Raw genomic sequence first — 19,201 nt, 5'->3', positions numbered from 1 at the left:
ATGCCCAACCGTAAATAACAGTTGAGCATTTTTGAGATAGGGTGAAAGTAATATTAATAGGTTAGTAATCAGTAATTACCATCCTTTTTCTCAAAACCTGGTTATTCACCCTAAGTTCATAGAAATAGATTCCTGACCTTAAGTCTTTAACATCCAGAATAACCTGATGCCTGCCTCCAGGGACTTTGTCATGAATAAGTTCTTTAACTTTTTCACCCAGTATATTAATCACGCTAAGTGAAACATATTGGGAATTTGGCAGTTCGTATTCGATGGTCGTACTCTTCTTGAATGGGTTGGGGTAATTTTGTGACAGTACGATTTTTTCAGGTTTTGTAATTTCCTTGATTTCCTGATTTGCATAACTACCACTCATGGTACGAACACTTGGTTGAGAACCATACCAACCATTATCATACCAACCTTCTCCACACCTTGACAGGTCTGCGGTCTGAGCCATTCCACTATCATTAAATACAATATCAGCACAATTGGCACCTTCAATGGTATAACTCCACCATCCATTACCATCATTATTCATGGGAAAGCCTGGCCAATTGGTCGACGTGATGCCAGCCGGAGAAACATTATAATAGTGTATGTTGGCAGTTGTCCAGCCCGAAGGTTTCTTAAAATGAATCGTTAACCCTGCTGGTGGTAACGGCTTTGTATCACTCCACTGACCTTCCGTATACCAGCCTTCATTATTACATCGGTTTAAGTCTACAGTTTGAGTGTTTCCATTGTCGCTAAAGATCATGTTGGCACAATCGGCCCCTTCAAATGTATATAGATACCAACCGTCTCCTTCAGGTATCATGGTCTCCCCGGGCCAGGAAGTGGACTGACCGGATGGTGTTACATTCCAGAAATAGATCTCAGGTTCAATATAGCCACTGGGCTTGAAATGAACGGTAAGCCCACTTGCAGGAGGATTGAAAGCAAAAGTATGGGTTGATTCTGCAGAGCTTAGGCCTTCATTGTCTATGGCAATAGCCTTTAATGTGGTATCATCTGTAAGGTCGATAGGTGAACCATAGGGTATTGATGCAGATGATGGAGCGGTGCCATCCAGCGTATAGAATATGCTTGGTATTTCACCACTGTCATCAGTAGCAGAAAGAATAACAGATACAACATCTCCTTCAACAAAAGTGCCTCCGGCAGGAGAAATTGTTAAAGTAGGAGCTTGATTCACTTGAGTTTCAGGATTAGTGTCGTACCAGACGCCATCTTTATACCAGCCTGTTTTGTCTCTGAATAGATCCACTGTCTGAGACCCTCCATTGTCATCAAATAACAGGTTTGTACTAGTGACATTTTGGAAGGTATATTGATACCAATCAGTGCCTTCTGAAGGTGCGGGAGTCATAGAAGGACCAGGCCAGTTACTTCCTGATATTGCGCCGGCAGGTATAAAATTCCAGTAATGCACATTGGCAGTGCCCCAACCAGAGGGCTTCTTAAAGTAAACTGTAAGGCCTTGGATCTCACCAAATGTATAGTAATTTGAAACTACAGGGGAAGTGTTTCCATCACTGTCAATGGCGATAGCTTTTACCGTAGTGTCAGTATCAACGTTAAATGAGCCCGAATAGACAGCACTACTACTCGACGGTGTACTTCCGTCAGTGGTGTAGTAAATGGATATTGGTGTATTACCGCCTGATGCACTCATACTTACTGAGATCGGATCCTGATAATTACCAGGTGCCGGATTGATATTAACGACTGGCTGGGAAAAACCTGAACCCGGCTGGAAAAAACCAACCCCATTACCACCGATCCGGCCAGGACCATTCAGTACATAAATACCTGCGGAACCAGGTTCTACATGAAAACTCATGGCGCCATTATTAACACTTATTTCATCTCCTGTTACGGCATCTCGATAGATCCCATTTGTAAGACCTGAAAAATTAAAAGTAACACCTCCTCCTTTGGCCAGGCCGACGGCCACCTCACTACTTCCTGATTGTCTTACAAACCCAATACCATTGCCTCCTCCATTACCATCCCATCGCCAGGATCCTTTTTGAAGAGCAGGCACGGCTTTTCTTATAGCATTCAACTTTTTGATATGTTGGTATATTACATGGTTAGGAGCATTGTCAAACTCATTACCAAAATATGCACGTCCCGTTTCATCAATAGATTTTGTTATACCGGAGGCATCATGAATGTCAGCATAAACACCTTTTTGGAATTCAACCTCAGTGCCGTAATAGACTATGGGTATACCCCTCCAGGTAAACATGAAGTTCATGCAAGCCGCCAGGTTCTCAGTACTTCCTCCAAATCTCCTGTTCCAATCATTGTTAGGCCCAAAATCGTGATTATCCAGCCATGTAAGATTATAAGAAGGGTCTGCATACAAATGGTCATAACGGGCGGCTGCGGCCACATTTGAAAAGTTATTACCTTCTTCAAATACTCCATGAAATGTCGCTTCGGCAAAAAAGTCAATCACGGCAATACCTGAGGGCTCAGAATTATTAACATCGCCCCTCCATGTATAATAGTGAGGGTTGATCTCATCAAGGTTGTGTAGTTCATGTCTTTTTTGAGCTACTTCACCAAAAATGAATAAATCAGGATTTACTGCTTTGAAGGCATCATAGAAATACAGTACATCTTCCCTGCTCATGTGTTTCATAGTGTCCCAGCGAAAGGCATCTACCCCCATGTTGATGAAAGTGGTATAAGCCGCAACCAAATAGTTTCTAACAGTCGGACTACCGGTGTTGAGGTCAGGTGTATCTCCAGCCAGAGCGCGGTTTTGTAAGTTTTCTAAGTCATCAAAACCCTGAGCGAATCCATTACCCGAATGATGATACCAGTCAGGATCTGAGGTATCAACATAACTTTCTTTACTAGGCCACTGATGTAGGGAAAGGTCGCTATTATAAGGAGGTGGCATTTTTGCCAGGTTAGCACGGCTCCAAATTTTACCATCATCAGGGTTAGGAGTAATACCATCATAGGCCCAGTCAGGGTTATCTTGCAAGGGATCACCATTGCTATCCTGGCCCCAGGGTTGATTAGGATCTGTATTGTACTTTATTTCAGCCACATCTTTTATTCCAAAGCGGCCGGAATGGTTAGTTACAATGTCAAGTACAATCTTCATATCTCGAGCATGTACTTCATTGATAAGATCTTGGAAAGTAGCGCCTGTAGATTCCAGTCTGGGATCAACTTTGGTAAAGTCCCAGGCATGATATCCATGATAATCCAATGGGCTACGATTATGAACGATCGGAGTGATCCAGATAGCTGTAAACCCTAGGTCTTTAATGTAATCTAGTTTTTGAATAAGGCCTTTAAAATCACCACGCCATGTTACATCATTGGGATCTGTAATACCCTGATTAATATTGGGGTCCGGATGGTAGGAGCTCCATTCGGTAGGCGCATTGTTGGAAGGGTCTCCATCAAAAAAACGTGTTGTAAGTAAAAAATAAATGGTTTCTTCCCTGAAATCTACCTGAGCAGAAACATTAAGTGGAATTAAACCTATGCTAATTACCAGGCATAGGCATACGATTAATTTTTTCATGTTGGTTTATGGGGTTAGGTTGAAAGAAGCCATGTCAGATGCATTATCAGCTAACCCACTAGGAGTCAGATTGTCTATGCCTGTTAATACAGACAATAATTATCAATTGCTGCCAAAAACACCTTTATTAGCTTCATAGTTTTGCCTTTAAGATATTCCATAATGCAACTAAAAACAATTGGAAATACCTTAAAGGCTGGCTTCTTTCTTCTCTATCGCCCCTCTAACCTGACTAGTAGATGGCTTCCTCCGAGCTTTGCTTAGAAGCGTCAATGCTTGATCCTTCTTGCTGCTGCTCTACCATTCGTGCAAAGAACCAAATGAACGGCTCAACCTCGCCCTTAAGCACGCAAGTGCCCTTGCTAATGCCGTGCAGCAACCCTTGAACATTTGAGGTACGCAAGGCGGAAAACGCTTGTCCATCCTTAAGGTGCAATGAACAGGTCGGAAGATCAGCTACTTCTTTACCACCGAGCGTGATCTCTCGTTCCCGGATCACCATCGTGATTGGTTCATTCTGCTCAAAAAGATGGACATGGACGGCAAGATTTGGGGTCGGGTATGGGGCGTTGGTTATCAATTTCCTAAAATAGACCGAGAAGGCATTGGCCCACTCCTCTACGTCAGATTGTACAATATTCGGGTCATGGGTACTAGCCCGAGTAGCCGCCAGCAGCTCATCGACTTCACGTTCGGTTTCGATAAGGGCATTGAGGGTTTTGTCTACGTCTTCTCGGGTATGAGCTGCAGAGCAGATGAGTCTGAGACGACCACGTCCGCTCTCCACGATCGGGTAGGTTACAGCTGATGTTTGTACACCACGCTTATACATACCCTGCACTATGGCGTAAAGCTTATCCTTGTCACTAAAATGTGGGGTAACAATAGGGCCATCACCCGTACCCAGATCATAGCCAGCTTCGGTGAATTGCTGGCGCATGTACCGGGTTGTATCCCAAAGTCGTTCTCGCAGGTTGTCGTCTGAGCGAATCCGGCGCAAAGCGGTAAGTGCTGCGGCCATATCAGCAGGGCTGATAGAAGCCTGAAAGATATAGGCTCTCGCTGACGACTTCAACAGCTCAATGTGTTCCTCCCGTGCAGCAACCACACCTCCAAGACTACCAAGGGCTTTGCTGAGGGTGGTCATAATGAAGTCTACCTGTTCGGTGATACCCTGAGCAGCACATATACCCCCTCCACGCTCACCGTAAAAGCCGAACGAATGGGCTTCATCTACCAAGACCAGTGCATTATACTTCTTAGCCGTGCGGACAATCTCGGCCACTGGTGCAGCGCCTTCGCCCATGCTGTAAACGCCTTCGAGTACCACGAGAACAGTACGGTAAGGAGATACTTCCGATTGAAGAACAGCTTCCAGATCTGCAGAGTTGTTGTGCTGAAATGTTCTGATCGTGGCCCCACATAGACGAGCACCATCAACGATGGATGCATGACAGAGTTGATCGATAATCACTACATCATTTCTACCCAGAAGTCCCGCAACGGCACCAACATTAGCTGTATAACCTGTAGGGAACAAACAGGCGGCGGGTTTTCCTACCAAATCAGCAAACTCTTTTTCGAACTGCAGATGGAGGTCGGTCATGCCGGATGCAGCTGCAGAGGTCCCCATGCCAGTTCCGAAACGCTGCAATGCTTTAGCAGATTCTTCCATGACTTCCTTGTCGCGATTCAAACCAAGGTACAGGTTGGTAGTCCATATAATGGCTTCCTGTTCTTCATCGTTGTACGCGTCGGATACAGTACCTTGGGTTGCACTTCCTGTGCGGAGTACTTTGCTGTAGGGGTTTCTTCTCTGGTTGTTAACCATCCGCAATACTTCCTGCACGAGTTTACTTTTATCAGTAGCAGACCAGGAAGATACTTTTGCAGCCTGAAACGTGGGATGGCTGGACTGGATATGTGTTTGAAAAGTGGCCAGAGAATTTGAAGCTATACTTCGCCCGTTTTCCACCGGCTTATTATTGATACCACTGCCTGTCAGATTGAGAATATAATTAATCAGAGCAGCAGGAGTGGGATGCTCAATAATTGCCTGAGCAGGCAGTGTATAACCCAAAATTTTGCTTAATCGAGAGCTGAGTTCCAATATGGTCAGCGAATCGATCCCCAGGCTATCGAATGAATGGTCTGGTAATATTTGTTCTGGGTTACTAAAATTTAAGAGAGAGGCCACCTCACCCTGAATGATCGGTAGTATGGCAGATTGTTCGATGTTCGTATCTGCCAGATGTTGTATTGGATTGCCGGAGTTGTTGAGATCTTTTAAGTGCTGTAACTTATTACGGTCTAGTTTTCCGTTGGGTAGAATAGGCAGTTCGTTGAGGCGTATTACGACTTTAGGGACCATATACTGTGGCAATCGCTGGGTTAAGTATGCTTTTACTTTCGAATCTGTTACGGTTTTGTCATGATTCACTACGTATGCGGTAAGCATTTTCTGTCCAACACCACCATCTACAGCGGCAGCCGCTGCAGCAGTTATGCCTTGCATCGATTCGAGTGCAGACTCAATTTCTCCAAGTTCCACCCTAAAGCCCCGGATCTTTACTTGTTGATCGACTCGTCCAAGAAATTCGATTTCTCCATTTTCTGTCTTACGGCAAAGATCACCGGTTTTGTACAGTCTCCATTCCGGAATCGCGTCACTGGGTTCCTGCTCGATAAACCGCTCTTTGGTGCGAGCTTCGTCGTACAAGTATCCACGGGCAAGCTTGTTTCCTGCCAAATACAGTTCTCCCTCAACGCCATCAGGAACCCGGTTCATAGAGTCATCGAGTATGTAGGCACGAGAGTTTGCTACAGACTTCCCAATAGTAATAATTGAGGCGCCTTCAAAAACCTGTACTGCTGTTGAAAATACGGTGTCTTCAGTGGGACCATACGCATTGAAGATCCTAACACCTGTGTTTAATGAGAAAAGCTTCTCCACCAGCGGCTTTTTGAGTGCTTCACTGCCAAAAACGATTGACCGGATACCATTGGGTACCCACCCGGAAGACAGTAAGGCTTGTACCGCTGACGGAACCATTACGCAACTTTTTATCAGGTTTGCCGAGTCCAGTGCAGGTAAGTCCAGCATGTTGCTCGCTAACACTATAGTTCCTCCTAATGACAAGGTCCCCAGGATTTCCATGACGGATACATCAAAACAGATCGAGGTAGCGGCCAGCACCCCCTCTAAATCCTCATCGTCTAGCAAATTGTCCATAGCTCGGACCATTGCTACTACATTTCGGTGTTCTATGGCCACCCCTTTCGGTTGCCCTGTTGAGCCCGATGTATAGATCACATAAGCGAGGTCGCTTGCAGACGGTCCGGCCACTTCGATAGCAGCCGGTTGTTCTATCTCATCGAACCATATCAACTCGTTTACTTCCTTGCAGAGTTTTGCACAGTTCTTATCATTTACAATAGCAGCTGATGCACAGGAGTGCTCCAACATGTAATGTACACGCTCCTGTGGATAGGTAGGATCAAGTGGTACATATGCACATCCTGCCCTTAATATACCAAGCATAGATGCAACAAGTTCCCAGGTGCGGCTCATGCATATGCCGACTAGAGACCCTGGTTCTACACCACGAGTCACAAGCTCACATGAAATTTCGTTTGCACGATCCATCAGATGCCTGAAGTCGATGGTTGTCTCCCCATCAATGATGGCCGTCCGTGTCGGATGCGTCTGTACTTGCTGAGCGATTAGTCCGCAGATTGTTCCTGTTGAGTAGGGCAGCTGCTGTTTGTTTTGCAAAGACTCTTCCTTACAGTCGGTTTTAGCATTGCATTTTTTGACCATCAGCTTGAGCATATCTTCGGGAGGTAACCCAATTAGATCTTCTACGTCTTTTATTCCGGCATTGCCCAACATATTGCGTCGGTTTTCAGCGATATCTGCTTCGCTGGAGCCTGAATTAAATTTAGCCAGTTTATCTGCGTTGGCTAATAAATCGTTAAAAAATCGGGTTAAGTTGTCCATATGTTTTCTTTTTGTAGTAGTTTAGTTTCTAATAAGTTGATGATTTTTAACACCAATTTCCCCTACTTCCATTCCTTAAGACTTAAGATTGAGTTTGTTGTATTTCTGCCTTTCCTACAGTTCCAAAAGCCAATAAGATCAAAATATAAATAGTTTAATTATTTAAGTCAAAGCACGCTTATTATGTTTAAAGTAGCTGTTGCTAATCCGACAAATCATACAACAAATCCGACATGTGACTTGGACTTTTAAAAGGAGATATGGATGTAGGTAGGAGCATCATTAAGCAATCCTTTAAAATACTTTTTCTGATGTCGTTTCCACGAGTTATTCCTAATCGGTTTAATTAACTTTTAGTAACCCGGCTGGATAAATAAATTTACTTGTTAATGGGACTTTATTTTTAAAAACAATTCGACCCAATTTAGGTTATGCAGATGGTATGGTTTTCTGTAGAAAGATTCATCTTACTGATTAAAGCTAACTGTTTGTTATATAATTATTTGTGAGCATGTTTACGATGCTTCGAAGTTGCAAATTGAACTTTCGAATTGAAAAGAAATTATAGTCGCCAAAGCTTATAGAAGGCTTGTCTCAAAAAGAAGATTTTTTTTTAGTGGATTAAGTGGTTTACTTTTGTGCTAGATTTCCTTAAAAGACTGAATTGTAGTATCTAATCCGACTTAATTATGAGTTTCTCTAATGCTTGGTACGTTCTGTATGTTAAATCTCGATCTGAAAAAAAAGTTGCTGATTCACTTGAGGAAATTTCTTTAAAGTCGTTTCTGCCTTTAGTAAGAACAGTTCGGGAATGGAGTGATAGAAAGAAAACTATCTTGAAGCCATTGTTTCCATCATATGTATTTGTAAATATTAATACGCAATCTGAATTTCATAGAGCTCTGTCTGTAAATGGAGCCTGTGGTTATATCCGTTTCGGAATTGAGTATGCGCAAGTTTCTGATAATGAAATTAAACAGATTCAATACTTGGTTGGAGATGAAAATATTACCGACATTGAAACAAATGTGCATTTGCCCAAGGTAGGGGAGTTGAGAAAAATTACCTACGGACCTTTAAGTGGGTTGGAGTGTGAAATTTTGGAAACTAGTAACCTCAATAAAATCATAGTACGGATAGATTCCCTGCGCCAAAATATCAAGGCAACTGTTCCTGCACATGCCTTTAATGTGTGCTAAAATAATGTATGCATTTGCCGAATGTAACTATGAAATTTTATAACGTTCAACACTGGAATTGTTGTTTGACAATCAGGATGGTACGATGAGATTTTAAGGAAAATTATTTTGGGGTTTGCTTTTGATAAAAACTATAAATTTTTAATATTGTATTAGTGCCTTAGACCCCATATGTGGTAATGATAAGGTGCAATATTTTCCTACTTCAATTCATTTTGACGAGAACTTCATGTGACTGAGGGAAACGAAGTTGTGTCCAAGCGTCAAAAGCAAAATCAAATAAACTCGATTAATAACACCTGAAACATCAGGGAGTCTCATGCAATACAAAACATTGATAGAACTGATATCACACCAAAGTACTTTAAGCGATAAGGGTGTGGTTTTTATAGAGGGAGATGAAGAAAAGTTTTTGTCATATAGAGATTTGTTAAAACGGGCACTTACAGTTCTGACTTTTCTTCAAAGTAAGGACTTGAAAAAGGGGGATGAGTTAATCTTTCAAATAGATGATAATGAATCTTTTATCATTCTTTTTTGGGCCAGTATTCTTGGTGGTATTATTCCAGTGCCATTGACGGTTGGCCATAAGGATGAGCACAAACGCAAGGTACTTAATGTGTGGAATGTACTTTCAAACCCTTTTATACTGATCTCGTCAAAGGGACTTAGTGACCTTGGCGTATTTGCTGAGATCAATGAATATGGTGATGTGTTTAAAAAAATACTCACCAGGAGTTTGTTGGAATCTAAAGTTTTTGAATCCCGTGAATCCGTTCCCGCAAGGCCAGACATTAACCCGGGAGATATCGCGTTTATTCAGTTTTCTTCAGGGTCAACTGGCACCCCAAAAGGTGTTACACTAACTCACCATAACCTATTAACAAATATTAGGGACATTGGAGAAGCAGCCGGATATACTGATTTGGATAGTACCTTGAGCTGGATGCCTCTCACTCATGATATGGGTCTTATTGGTTTTCATTTGAACCCGCTGTTATATGGGATGAATCAATATCTGATCCATACAAATATATTTATTAGAAGACCATCCATATGGATGGATAAAGCTTCAAAGCATCGGATAACAATATTGTGTTCTCCAAATTTTGGGTATCGGTATTTACTCAAGCATATGTCTGCTAAAAAGAGTTACAACTGGGACCTCTCATCTGTCAGGCTAATCTACAATGGTGCTGAGCCAATTTCTGAAGAGTTGGCTTTTGAGTTCATTGACGCCATGGAGCGTTATCAGCTTTCCCATGATGCCATGTGCCCTGTTTACGGACTTGCTGAGGCAAGTTTGGCGGTTTCTATTTCTGATTTAGAGGATAAAGTTAATTCACTGACCGTATCCCGGGGCTCCCTGGGTGTTGGAGAGGAGGTACTGGTTGCTCAGGAAAATGATGAAGACACAATACCTTTTGTAAATGTGGGCAGGCCCATTGGCGAAAGTAAATTGAAAATTGCCAACCGGCAGGGTGAAGAGTTTGAGGAAGGTTATGTTGGTCATGTTTTTATTAAAGGAGAGAATGTAACCTCCGGGTATTATAATAATCCTGAAGTGAACCGTGAAATGATTATCAATGGTTGGCTTAATACCGGAGATACGGGATTTTACCATCAGGGTAATTTATATATTATAGGAAGAAGTAAGGATATTATTTTTGTAAACGGACAGAATTATTATCCTCATGATCTGGAAAGAGTGGCAGAGGGTATTCCTGGGGTCGAGCTCAATAAAATAGTAGTGAGTGGCTATTTTGATTCTTCCGAGCAAAAGGATATTGTTTTGGTTTTTGTTCTTTTCAGAGGGAAAAATGAGGATTTTGTAGTGTTGGCAGAGCAAATTCGGAAGCACTTGAACTTACACTTTGGTTTTGAGGCCGACTATATACTTCCTGTACGAGAGATTCCAAAGACGACCAGTGGGAAACTACAGAGGTTCCGGTTAGTAGAAAGTTTCAGGAAAGGGGATTTTGCGCACGTGACCAAAACTTTGGCAGCTCTTGTAGATGCCTTACCTTCAAATAATGATATGTCCCCTCCTGAGACAGAATTGGAAGAGAAAATCTTATCGCTATGGAAACAGCTTCTTCCAAAACACCGGCAACTTATTGGAACTACAACAAGATTCTTCGAAGCAGGAGGCAACTCTCTAACTGCTTTTCGCCTATTATCACAAATACAGGAGCTTTTTGGTTTTCAGATCGATATTTACACCTTCTTTAAAAACCAAACGATTAGACAGCTTGCGGGATTGATTGAAACCACGGAATCTACAATTGTTGATGGGATAATAAAGTGCGAAAAAAGGCAAGATTATCCGCTGTCTTCCTACCAAAAAAGGCTCTATTATGCATGGGCAGCCAATAAGGATACTCTGACTTACAATATCCCTCTTGTATTTAAACTGAATACTCCTTTAGAGAAGGAAAGGCTTAGAGTGTCTCTTGAAGCACTTTGCGCAAGACATCCGATTCTGAAAGCCAGCTTTGGACAAAAGGATGGAATCCCGTTATTTTTTATCCGGCAGTCAACAATTATAGATATGCAGGTGACTCCAGATGTTAACGGTGCTCCTGAAGAAGTCCTTAAAGCGTATATACAGCCTTTTGATCTGGAAAGAGACCCATTATTCCGAGTTAGACTCATTGCTGTAAATGGAGTAAGTTATTTGTTTATTGATGTACACCACAGTATATGTGATGGGCTTTCACTAAATCAACTGGTTAGAGAGTTGATTACACTTTATGATGGACATACATTATCACAGATTGACGTAGATTATACTGATTTTGTGATTTGGGAAAAGGAACGGCTCCGTACTGATTTTTCTGAAGCCTTGGAGTTTTTTAAAGAAAAACAAGAGCAGTTGCCGTCTACACTCAATTTGTTTGCAGACAGACCGAGGCCGGCAATATTTGACTCTTCTGGCAAAACCCTGACATTTGAACTGGGGACAAAACAGTCCAGAGCATTGAAAAATATGGCTATGGATGCAGGTTGTTCATTGAACTCAGTTCTTTTTGCCGCATATGCCCTGCTACTTTCAAAGTATAGTGGTCAGGATACCTTATGTGTAGGTATTCCGGTTCATATGAGAGAGCATATGCAGCTGCCTGATATGGCTGGGATGTTTGTAAATAGTGTTCCGGTGGTTGTTCATATTGATTCAGAGCAATCCTTTGAGCATTACCTGGAATCTGTAACGGCTAATATTTTGGAGGTGGTTCGGTTTGCGCGCTGCCCTTTTGAAAAAATAGTGGACCATATTCAGAAACGATCTGACGCTAGCAGAAACCCACTGTTTGATACAATGTTTGTTTTGCATCATCATTGGGATAGCGAGTTAAAGTCAGAAGCTGGTATCTGGAAGCAGTCCTTTATTGATAGCGGCACTTCAAAATTTGACATTTCTCTACATGTCTTTGATGGTGAAGAAAACATGAGATTCAGTCTGGAGTATGCTACGGCACTCTTTGACCAATGGAGAATGGAACAGTTTGCATCTCACTTTAGAACACTACTTGGAAATATTACCAAATCTTCACCCAAATTGCCATTAAAACGGTTATCATCATATTCGGCCGAACAGGAGAATATGATCTTAGAGCATCCAAAATTTCAGGGAGTTGAGGAGTCTTTCACCTTGGAGAATCAAATACATCATTGGTTTGAGAAGCAGGCAAGGCAGACACCTGATCATGTAGCCATTCGGTTTGGTAATAATACATGGTCTTTTAATACCCTAAGTCAGAAATCTGATGAATTGGCAGAAGTATTAAGAGAACTGGGAGTGGAAGCGGGTAAGGTAGCATTGTTCCTGGACAGAAGCCCTGAGTTTGTTATAGCTGTGCTGGGGGTGCTTAAGGCAGGAGCTACTTTTATACCATTGGATACACAGTTGCCGGAGGAGAGGGTATACCGTATAGTAGAAGACAGTGAATGCGAGCTGATATTTTCCGAGAAGGAAATAGGGGCTAGTATCTCTTCATTATATATACAAGAGAGTACTTTTGGAGATATTCAACTTTTTAAAAGAGTTAAAGAGTCTGTTAACAGGGGATCGAAAGAGGAAATTACTCCGGCATATATTATTTACACCTCAGGAACTACAGGCAATCCCAAGGGGGTAAAAGTGGGGCATGTCTCATTGATCAATTATGTAGGCTGGGGGGCTCGCAGTTACATCGGTACAGACGTAGACGTCGCTTTCCCATTATTTACGTCAATTTCTTTTGACCTTACGTTGACTTCACTATTCATACCTTTGGTTACAGGGAATGAGATCGTGATCTATCAGGATAATGAAGATGATATCCTGATTGAAAGGATTATTGAGGAAGGTCGTTGTAACGTTATTAAACTTACACCGGCACACCTCAAGGTGCTGACTTCTTTGAGCTTTGAACCTGCTATAAAGAAAAAAATAAAGAGGTTTATCGTAGGTGGAGAACGTCTGGACTGGAAACTTTCGGATGATGTCTGGAAGATGTTTGGAGAGCACCTGGAAATATATAACGAATATGGTCCTACAGAAGCTACAGTAGGGTGCATGATCCATAAGTTTGATCCGGCAACTGAAACTAGATCAGTTCCTATTGGGGTTCCTATATCCAATACTACAATCTATCTGTTAGACACAGAACTTCAGCCTGTACCTAAGGGGGTGCATGGAGAGCTCTATATAGGAGGAAAAGGTCTGGCACTGGGCTACCATAACAATCCCGCCTCAACTGCAGAAAAATTCATAGAGAATCCGTTTGAGCCAGGTACTTTGATGTACAAAACTGGTGACGTGGCTGTAGAGGTGGAAAATGGGGTTATAGAATATATTAACAGGATCGATAATCAGGTTAAAATCAATGGGTACCGTATAGAGCTGGCTGAAATAGAGTATGAGTTGAATAACTTTATGGGAATCAGGGATGCTTTGGTACATACAAGGGAAGGGGCATCGGGTGCAATGATCCTGGATGCATATTATTTGAGTGAGCAATCTCTGGAGAGTGAAGCAATCAAAACTTTTCTGGCGTCAAGGCTACCACATTATATGATCCCCTTAACCTATACACATTTGGATTTCATTCCCCTTACCAAAAATGGGAAGGTAGACTATAATGCATTAAAGCCAGGGGCTAATACTGTACAGCAAGTGGGTCGTGAGTTGACAGCAATGGAGGCACTAATTCTTCCGGTTTACCAGAAAGTTTTGAATACTAAAATAGGGGTGGACGATAACTTTTTTGCCGAGGGTGGAGATTCCATTAAAGCGGTTCAGATCTCAGCACAGTTGCGTAATAAGGGGTTGCAGGTAACTCCCAGAGAGGTGCTTTCGCACTTTTCTGTTGCTCAACTGAGCCCGGTTGTTTCCAGACTGGAACTTAAAAATCCACATTACCAGGAACTTCAGTCCGGTTCCTTTGCCATGCCTCCTATTATTTCGTGGTTTTTTAATCATAATTTTGAGAATGTTAACTACTACAATCAATCCGTTGTACTGAATTTTAAATCTGACATACAGATAGAAGTTCTAAGTAAAGTAATGGAGGAACTGATACGCAGGCACGATGGACTCCGTCTGAATTATAACCCTGAATCGAAGCAACTATTTTATAATAATTCCCATTTAGGACCCTTTGATATTCCTGTTATTGAAATTGCTGATGAAGAATCTTTAGCTGATAAGTGTCAGGCAATCAAGATGAGTATGGATTTGAAGAACGGGTTGCTATTTAAAGCTGTCATTTTCCAAACCAATAACGGTCCTAAGTCGCTATTTCTAACGGCTCATCATTTGGTTGTAGATGGTGTATCCTGGAGGATATTGTTAGAGGACCTGCAGCAATGGTATCAGGAATATGCTGCAGGGATGTTATTGACACTTTCTGAAAAAACGGCACCAGTTTCTAAATTGGCGACTGCCTTTGCAGACATCCCAGAGAATAGCTTATCGAAGGAAAAATGTGATTTTTGGGCATGGCACAAAAGTTCACCTTTCAAAATACCCTGTGATTTTGAAACTTCAGACTGGAGTCTCCAAAATACAGAGACTATCAATTTTGAATCAGAGTCAGGTCTGACCAACTTTCTTGTAAAAGAAGCATTTAAAACGCATGAAGTAGATGCCAGGACTATTTTAAATACTGCACTGGTAATGAGTTTGTGTAAATGGCTAGGGCTGAAGGAAGTACAAATAGAACAGGAAGGCCATGGCCGTACTTTTGATGAGCAGGATTTTTCGAGAACCTGTGGTTGGTTCACATCAATATTTCCAACTAGATTTACTTGGGATGACGGGCAAATCACTTCAATATTGAGTCAGGTTAAATCTATATTTAACTCTATTACAGATGGAGGCATAGGTTATGTACATTATCAGCTTCAAAATGGTGTCCCTCATACGGACCTTACAGAATTCAGGTTTAATTTTCTGGGAATTTTTGATGGTGAGTTTGATAACGACACGTTTAAATATGCCCCGATATCCACCGGATTGGAAGTTGCCCCGGAAAATCATTTTACAGCCAAAATAGAGGTAAATGCACTAATAGTTTCAGGTGTGCTAACCACAATTTTTTCATATAATAAGAAGGCTTTTTCTAAAGATACAGTCCATGCACTGAAAGATCTCTTTGAAGAGTCCCTGGCATTGGTAGTTGATCACCTTTCTCAAGACAAACATATTCAATTTAGACCTGAGGATTTTGAAATGGCAACATTGGAGCAGGAGGAATTGGATGATCTGTTCGACTGACATATGAAATGAGCGATTTCGTTCATTTTGTTACGATATCGTACAGATGATCGATGTTACTTATGTTGTAAGTATCAATATTTCAAATATTTACCTTTCAGGTATTGTTTTTGCTTTGAAATAAGTATTAAAAAACCAACATGTTCAAACATAATTTTATTACCATACTTCGCAGTTTCAAAAGAAACAGAAGTTCTTTTATCATTAACCTTATTGGACTTTCTACTGGTCTGGCTTGCACCCTGTTGATTGCTCTGTGGGTTCAGGATGAGTTTAAAGTAGATCAATTTCACGAAAATAAGGATAGGTTATATCAAATACTGGAGAGGCAGACTATTGCTGATGAAACAAGCGTTTCTTTCACAACCGTAGGAATGCTTGCAGAGACCTTGCATGAAGATTTTCCTGAGGTAGAATATGCGACCGCAGTAACGCACTATTCCTGGTTTCCTAAGTTTGGTCTTTCTACTGGCGGAGACCGATTGATAAAAAGTACAGGACAGTTTGTAAGTGAAGATTTCTTCAATGTATTCTCATACGAGCTATTGAAAGGGAGTAGATCTCAGGTGTTGAAGGATCGGAATGCCATTGTTATCTCCAGAAGCACTGCCGAAAAGCTATTTGGATCGGTAGAGGAGGCAGTAGGTAAGACAGTACAGTGGCATTTGGCAGATTTGGAAAGAGATGCCATGGTTACAGGTGTATTTGATGGCCCGCCGGCTCATTCAACAGAGCAGTTTGATTTCGTAATATCCTTTGAAATTTGGAAGGAAATGTCTCCCGCTGTATTGAATTGGGGTAATAACGGAACACATATTTACACTTCCCTTAAGGAGGGAGCCAGTTTGGATGAGTTTAATAACAAGATATTGACCCTGCTTCAGTCCAGGGTTGAAAATACTAACCGGGAGCTGTTTGCCACCCCCTTTGCAGAAGAATACCTCTACGGGAAATATGAAGGAGGGCAGCGAGTTGGTGGTAGGATCGAAAACGTACGGCTTTTCTCAATAATTGCAATTTTTATTCTTCTCATGGCTTGTGTAAACTTCATGAACCTTTCGACAGCCAAAGCCCTACGCAGAGCAAAAGAGGTTGGTATAAAGAAAGCCATAGGGGCTGACAGGTCTGTTCTCGTCAGGCAGTATTTGGGAGAATCTATTTTATTGGCAGCAATAGGACTTTGTTTTGCCCTTATTATTATAACGCTTATCCTTCCGAAGTTTAATGAGGTAACAGGAAAGGAGTTAAGTATGTCAATGGATGGCAGTACTATACTGTTTATGATTTTGGTTACTGTGCTAACCGGGATACTTTCAGGAAGCTACCCAGCCTTATATTTATCTCAGTTTAATCCTGCCGTAGTTCTCAAGGGAAAGTTGTCTAACTCTAAAAGTGAATTACTCATAAGAAAGGGATTGGTGATTTTTCAGTTTGCTCTTTCTGTAATTCTCATTGTTTCAGTTATTATAGTATATAAACAGATTGACTTACTTCAAAACAAAGATCTGGGTTATAAGAAAGATCAGCTGATATATTTTGAAAAGGAAGGACAAGCATCAAATAGTTTGGAAATGTTTACCACGGAACTAAAAAAAGTACCAGGGGTACTGGACGTTTCGAGTACATCCAACAATATTATCGGTAGTTACAATAAAACGTCAGGTGTAGACTGGGAAGGCAAAGATGAAAATGAGCCAATAGAGTTTGAAGTTGTAGATGTAGATTATGATTTTATTGAAACCATGGGGATGACAATGAAGGAGGGGAGGTCATTTTCCCGCGATTATGGAGCAGATAAAACCAAGATTATTTTTAATGAGGCGGCGATAGACGCCATGTCTCTTGACGAGCCGGTAAGCAAGCACGTTAGCTTATGGGGTGAGGACCGGGAGATCATCGGTGTAGTCAATAACTTTCACTACGAGTCATTCTATAAAGAGGTGAAACCTTTGCTTTTCAAAATTGATCCAGACAAAACGATCTTTGTAATGGCAAGAATCAGAGGTGATGAGACTCAGAAAGTGATAAGCGATATTAGGTCTTTTTATGAAAAATTCAACCCTGGGTACACTTTCGATTATGTATCTCTAAATGACAAGTATCAGGAGCAGTACGCTTCTGAAAGGCAGATAGGTCTGTTATCTACATACTTTGCGTCTCTGGCCATTATAATATCTTGCCTTGGATTATTTGGTTTAGCGGCATTTACCACTCAAAGTCGTATAAAAGAGATAGGATTGCGGAAGATTTTTGGTTCAAGTATTCCTAGTATAGTGGTACTACTTACCAAAGACTTCACTAAAATTGTATTAATTGCCATTGTAATAGCCATTCCAATAAGTTATGTATTGGCAACATCCTGGCTGCAGGGGTTTGCCTATAAAACATCGGTAGGCGTTTGGGTTTATGTGTTTGCTGCGCTCCTGGCCCTTATTATCTCTTGGGTTACCGTAGGATACCAGGCTGTTAAGGCTGCATATATTAACCCCGTAAAAACATCACGTGAGTAAAAGGTAGGATCAACATATCTGAAGTAAGATCATATACCTTTGTTCCTATTACCTCTTCAACGCAAAATTTGTGCTGAAGAGGTAATAACTATTGGTTCATTCATTAGCCGGTTTACTTTCCTTACTGTGCTAAATACAGATTTAACAACAGTGATGCACGGTTGTTAAATTGATTTTTCATAACCCTTTTATGTGATTGATGAACAGTGATTTAATTGCTGTTTTATATAATCAAAAAGAATATTAGTAACTCGTCCACCCATTTGGGAATAACTTTTAAACCTTAAGATTATGAATATTGATGCCCATCCGGAATTTACCGATGAAAAAGTGAAAACGCTTAACATGTTTATTGCCGAGCAGCAAAAGAGCTTTGCAGAAAACCGGAGTATGTTTCATCCTGGCTACCTGGAAGGTTTTAATTACTTTTTCGGTAATGGTTTTAAGCCTGCAGATTTCTTTGAAAAGCTGAGAAGAATAGGTTGGGAGATTCGAATTGTAGATGGATACTTAAGTGGGTATGAGTATTTTAAAAATCTCAATCGTCAGGTACTTCCTGTTATTCGGGATATTCGCCCTATGGAACAGATTTGCTATGCTGATTTCCCTGATATGATCCATGATATCATGGGACATGCTCCAATGCTTAATGATCCGGAATATGTAGCATTTCTTAAGCAAATTAGTTCATTGGTAAGTAATGTAGAGATGGAGCCCATGGATTTAGAGTATTTGTCATTACATAAGCATACGGCTGCCGAACGAAAACTAGTACAGGAAGAGTTAGATGCGATGGAGGAGAGTTTGAAGAAGCAACCCACACTGTTTTATAAGATAAATAATATTGCCCTCTGGACCATAGAATTTGGTATGCTGGGCAGTAAGAGCCCTTACATCTGTTATGGTGCAGCTTTGGCAGGGTCTCCGTTAGAAATAAAAAATATTAGGGAAGGGAAGGCAAACGTATATAATCTGAATAGCCTTTCGTGTGATGCTTTGTTTAATTTTTCAGACTTTCAGGAGCAATTGTATACTACTGATTCTCTGGAGGATGTAATCTCCTATATCGAGAGGTTAAAGAGAACTGATGACAAGGTAGAACAAGTCTGAATCTATCATTAATTTACTCAATGCTATTAGTATTGGTAACCTGCTTAAATTCTAAAGAATCAT

General features: G+C 41.2%; 6 protein-coding genes. 4 read left to right on the top strand and 2 right to left on the bottom strand.

The annotated features are described in order from the left end of the window. Window positions 1-61 precede the first annotated feature (61 nt). Together JMN32_RS25115 and JMN32_RS25110 are read right to left on the bottom strand one after the other, a co-directional pair. Window positions 62-3,559, bottom strand: coding sequence for a starch-binding protein (locus JMN32_RS25115; RefSeq protein ID WP_202859167.1), 3,498 nt, complete (start codon window positions 3,557-3,559; stop codon window positions 62-64). Window positions 3,560-3,791: 232 nt separating this feature from the next. Beyond that, window positions 3,792-7,379: an amino acid adenylation domain-containing protein gene (locus JMN32_RS25110; RefSeq protein ID WP_202859476.1), complete on the bottom strand. Its 3,588-nt coding sequence runs from the start codon at window positions 7,377-7,379 to the stop codon at window positions 3,792-3,794. Window positions 7,380-8,248: 869 nt separating this feature from the next. Here JMN32_RS25110 and JMN32_RS25105 point away from each other — a divergent pair. The 4 genes from JMN32_RS25105 to JMN32_RS25090 all read left to right on the top strand — a co-directional run bounded on the left by JMN32_RS25105 (window position 8,249) and on the right by JMN32_RS25090 (window position 19,138). Next, window positions 8,249-8,758, top strand: a complete 510-nt coding sequence (locus JMN32_RS25105; protein ID WP_202859166.1) for a UpxY family transcription antiterminator — start codon at window positions 8,249-8,251, stop codon at window positions 8,756-8,758. Window positions 8,759-9,077: 319 nt separating this feature from the next. Beyond that, a complete protein-coding gene (locus JMN32_RS25100) occupies window positions 9,078-15,518 on the top strand; it encodes a non-ribosomal peptide synthetase (RefSeq protein WP_202859165.1) in 6,441 nt (2,146 codons plus the stop codon). Window positions 15,519-15,658: 140 nt separating this feature from the next. Beyond that, on the top strand, window positions 15,659-18,028 hold the full coding sequence (locus JMN32_RS25095) for an ABC transporter permease (RefSeq protein ID WP_202859164.1): 2,370 nt from the start codon (window positions 15,659-15,661) through the stop codon (window positions 18,026-18,028). Window positions 18,029-18,319: 291 nt separating this feature from the next. Further along, window positions 18,320-19,138 (top strand): hypothetical protein, encoded by an 819-nt coding sequence (locus tag JMN32_RS25090; protein ID WP_202859163.1) that lies wholly within the window; start codon window positions 18,320-18,322, stop codon window positions 19,136-19,138. Window positions 19,139-19,201: the final 63 nt, after the last annotated feature.

Origin of the sequence: Fulvivirga marina (assembly GCF_016775155.1) — a bacterium.
In the GTDB taxonomy this organism is placed as follows: Bacteria; Bacteroidota; Bacteroidia; order Cytophagales; family Cyclobacteriaceae; genus Fulvivirga; species Fulvivirga marina.
Note: the sequence above shows the minus strand (reverse complement) of the source record. Positions and strands in the feature narration are given on the sequence as shown.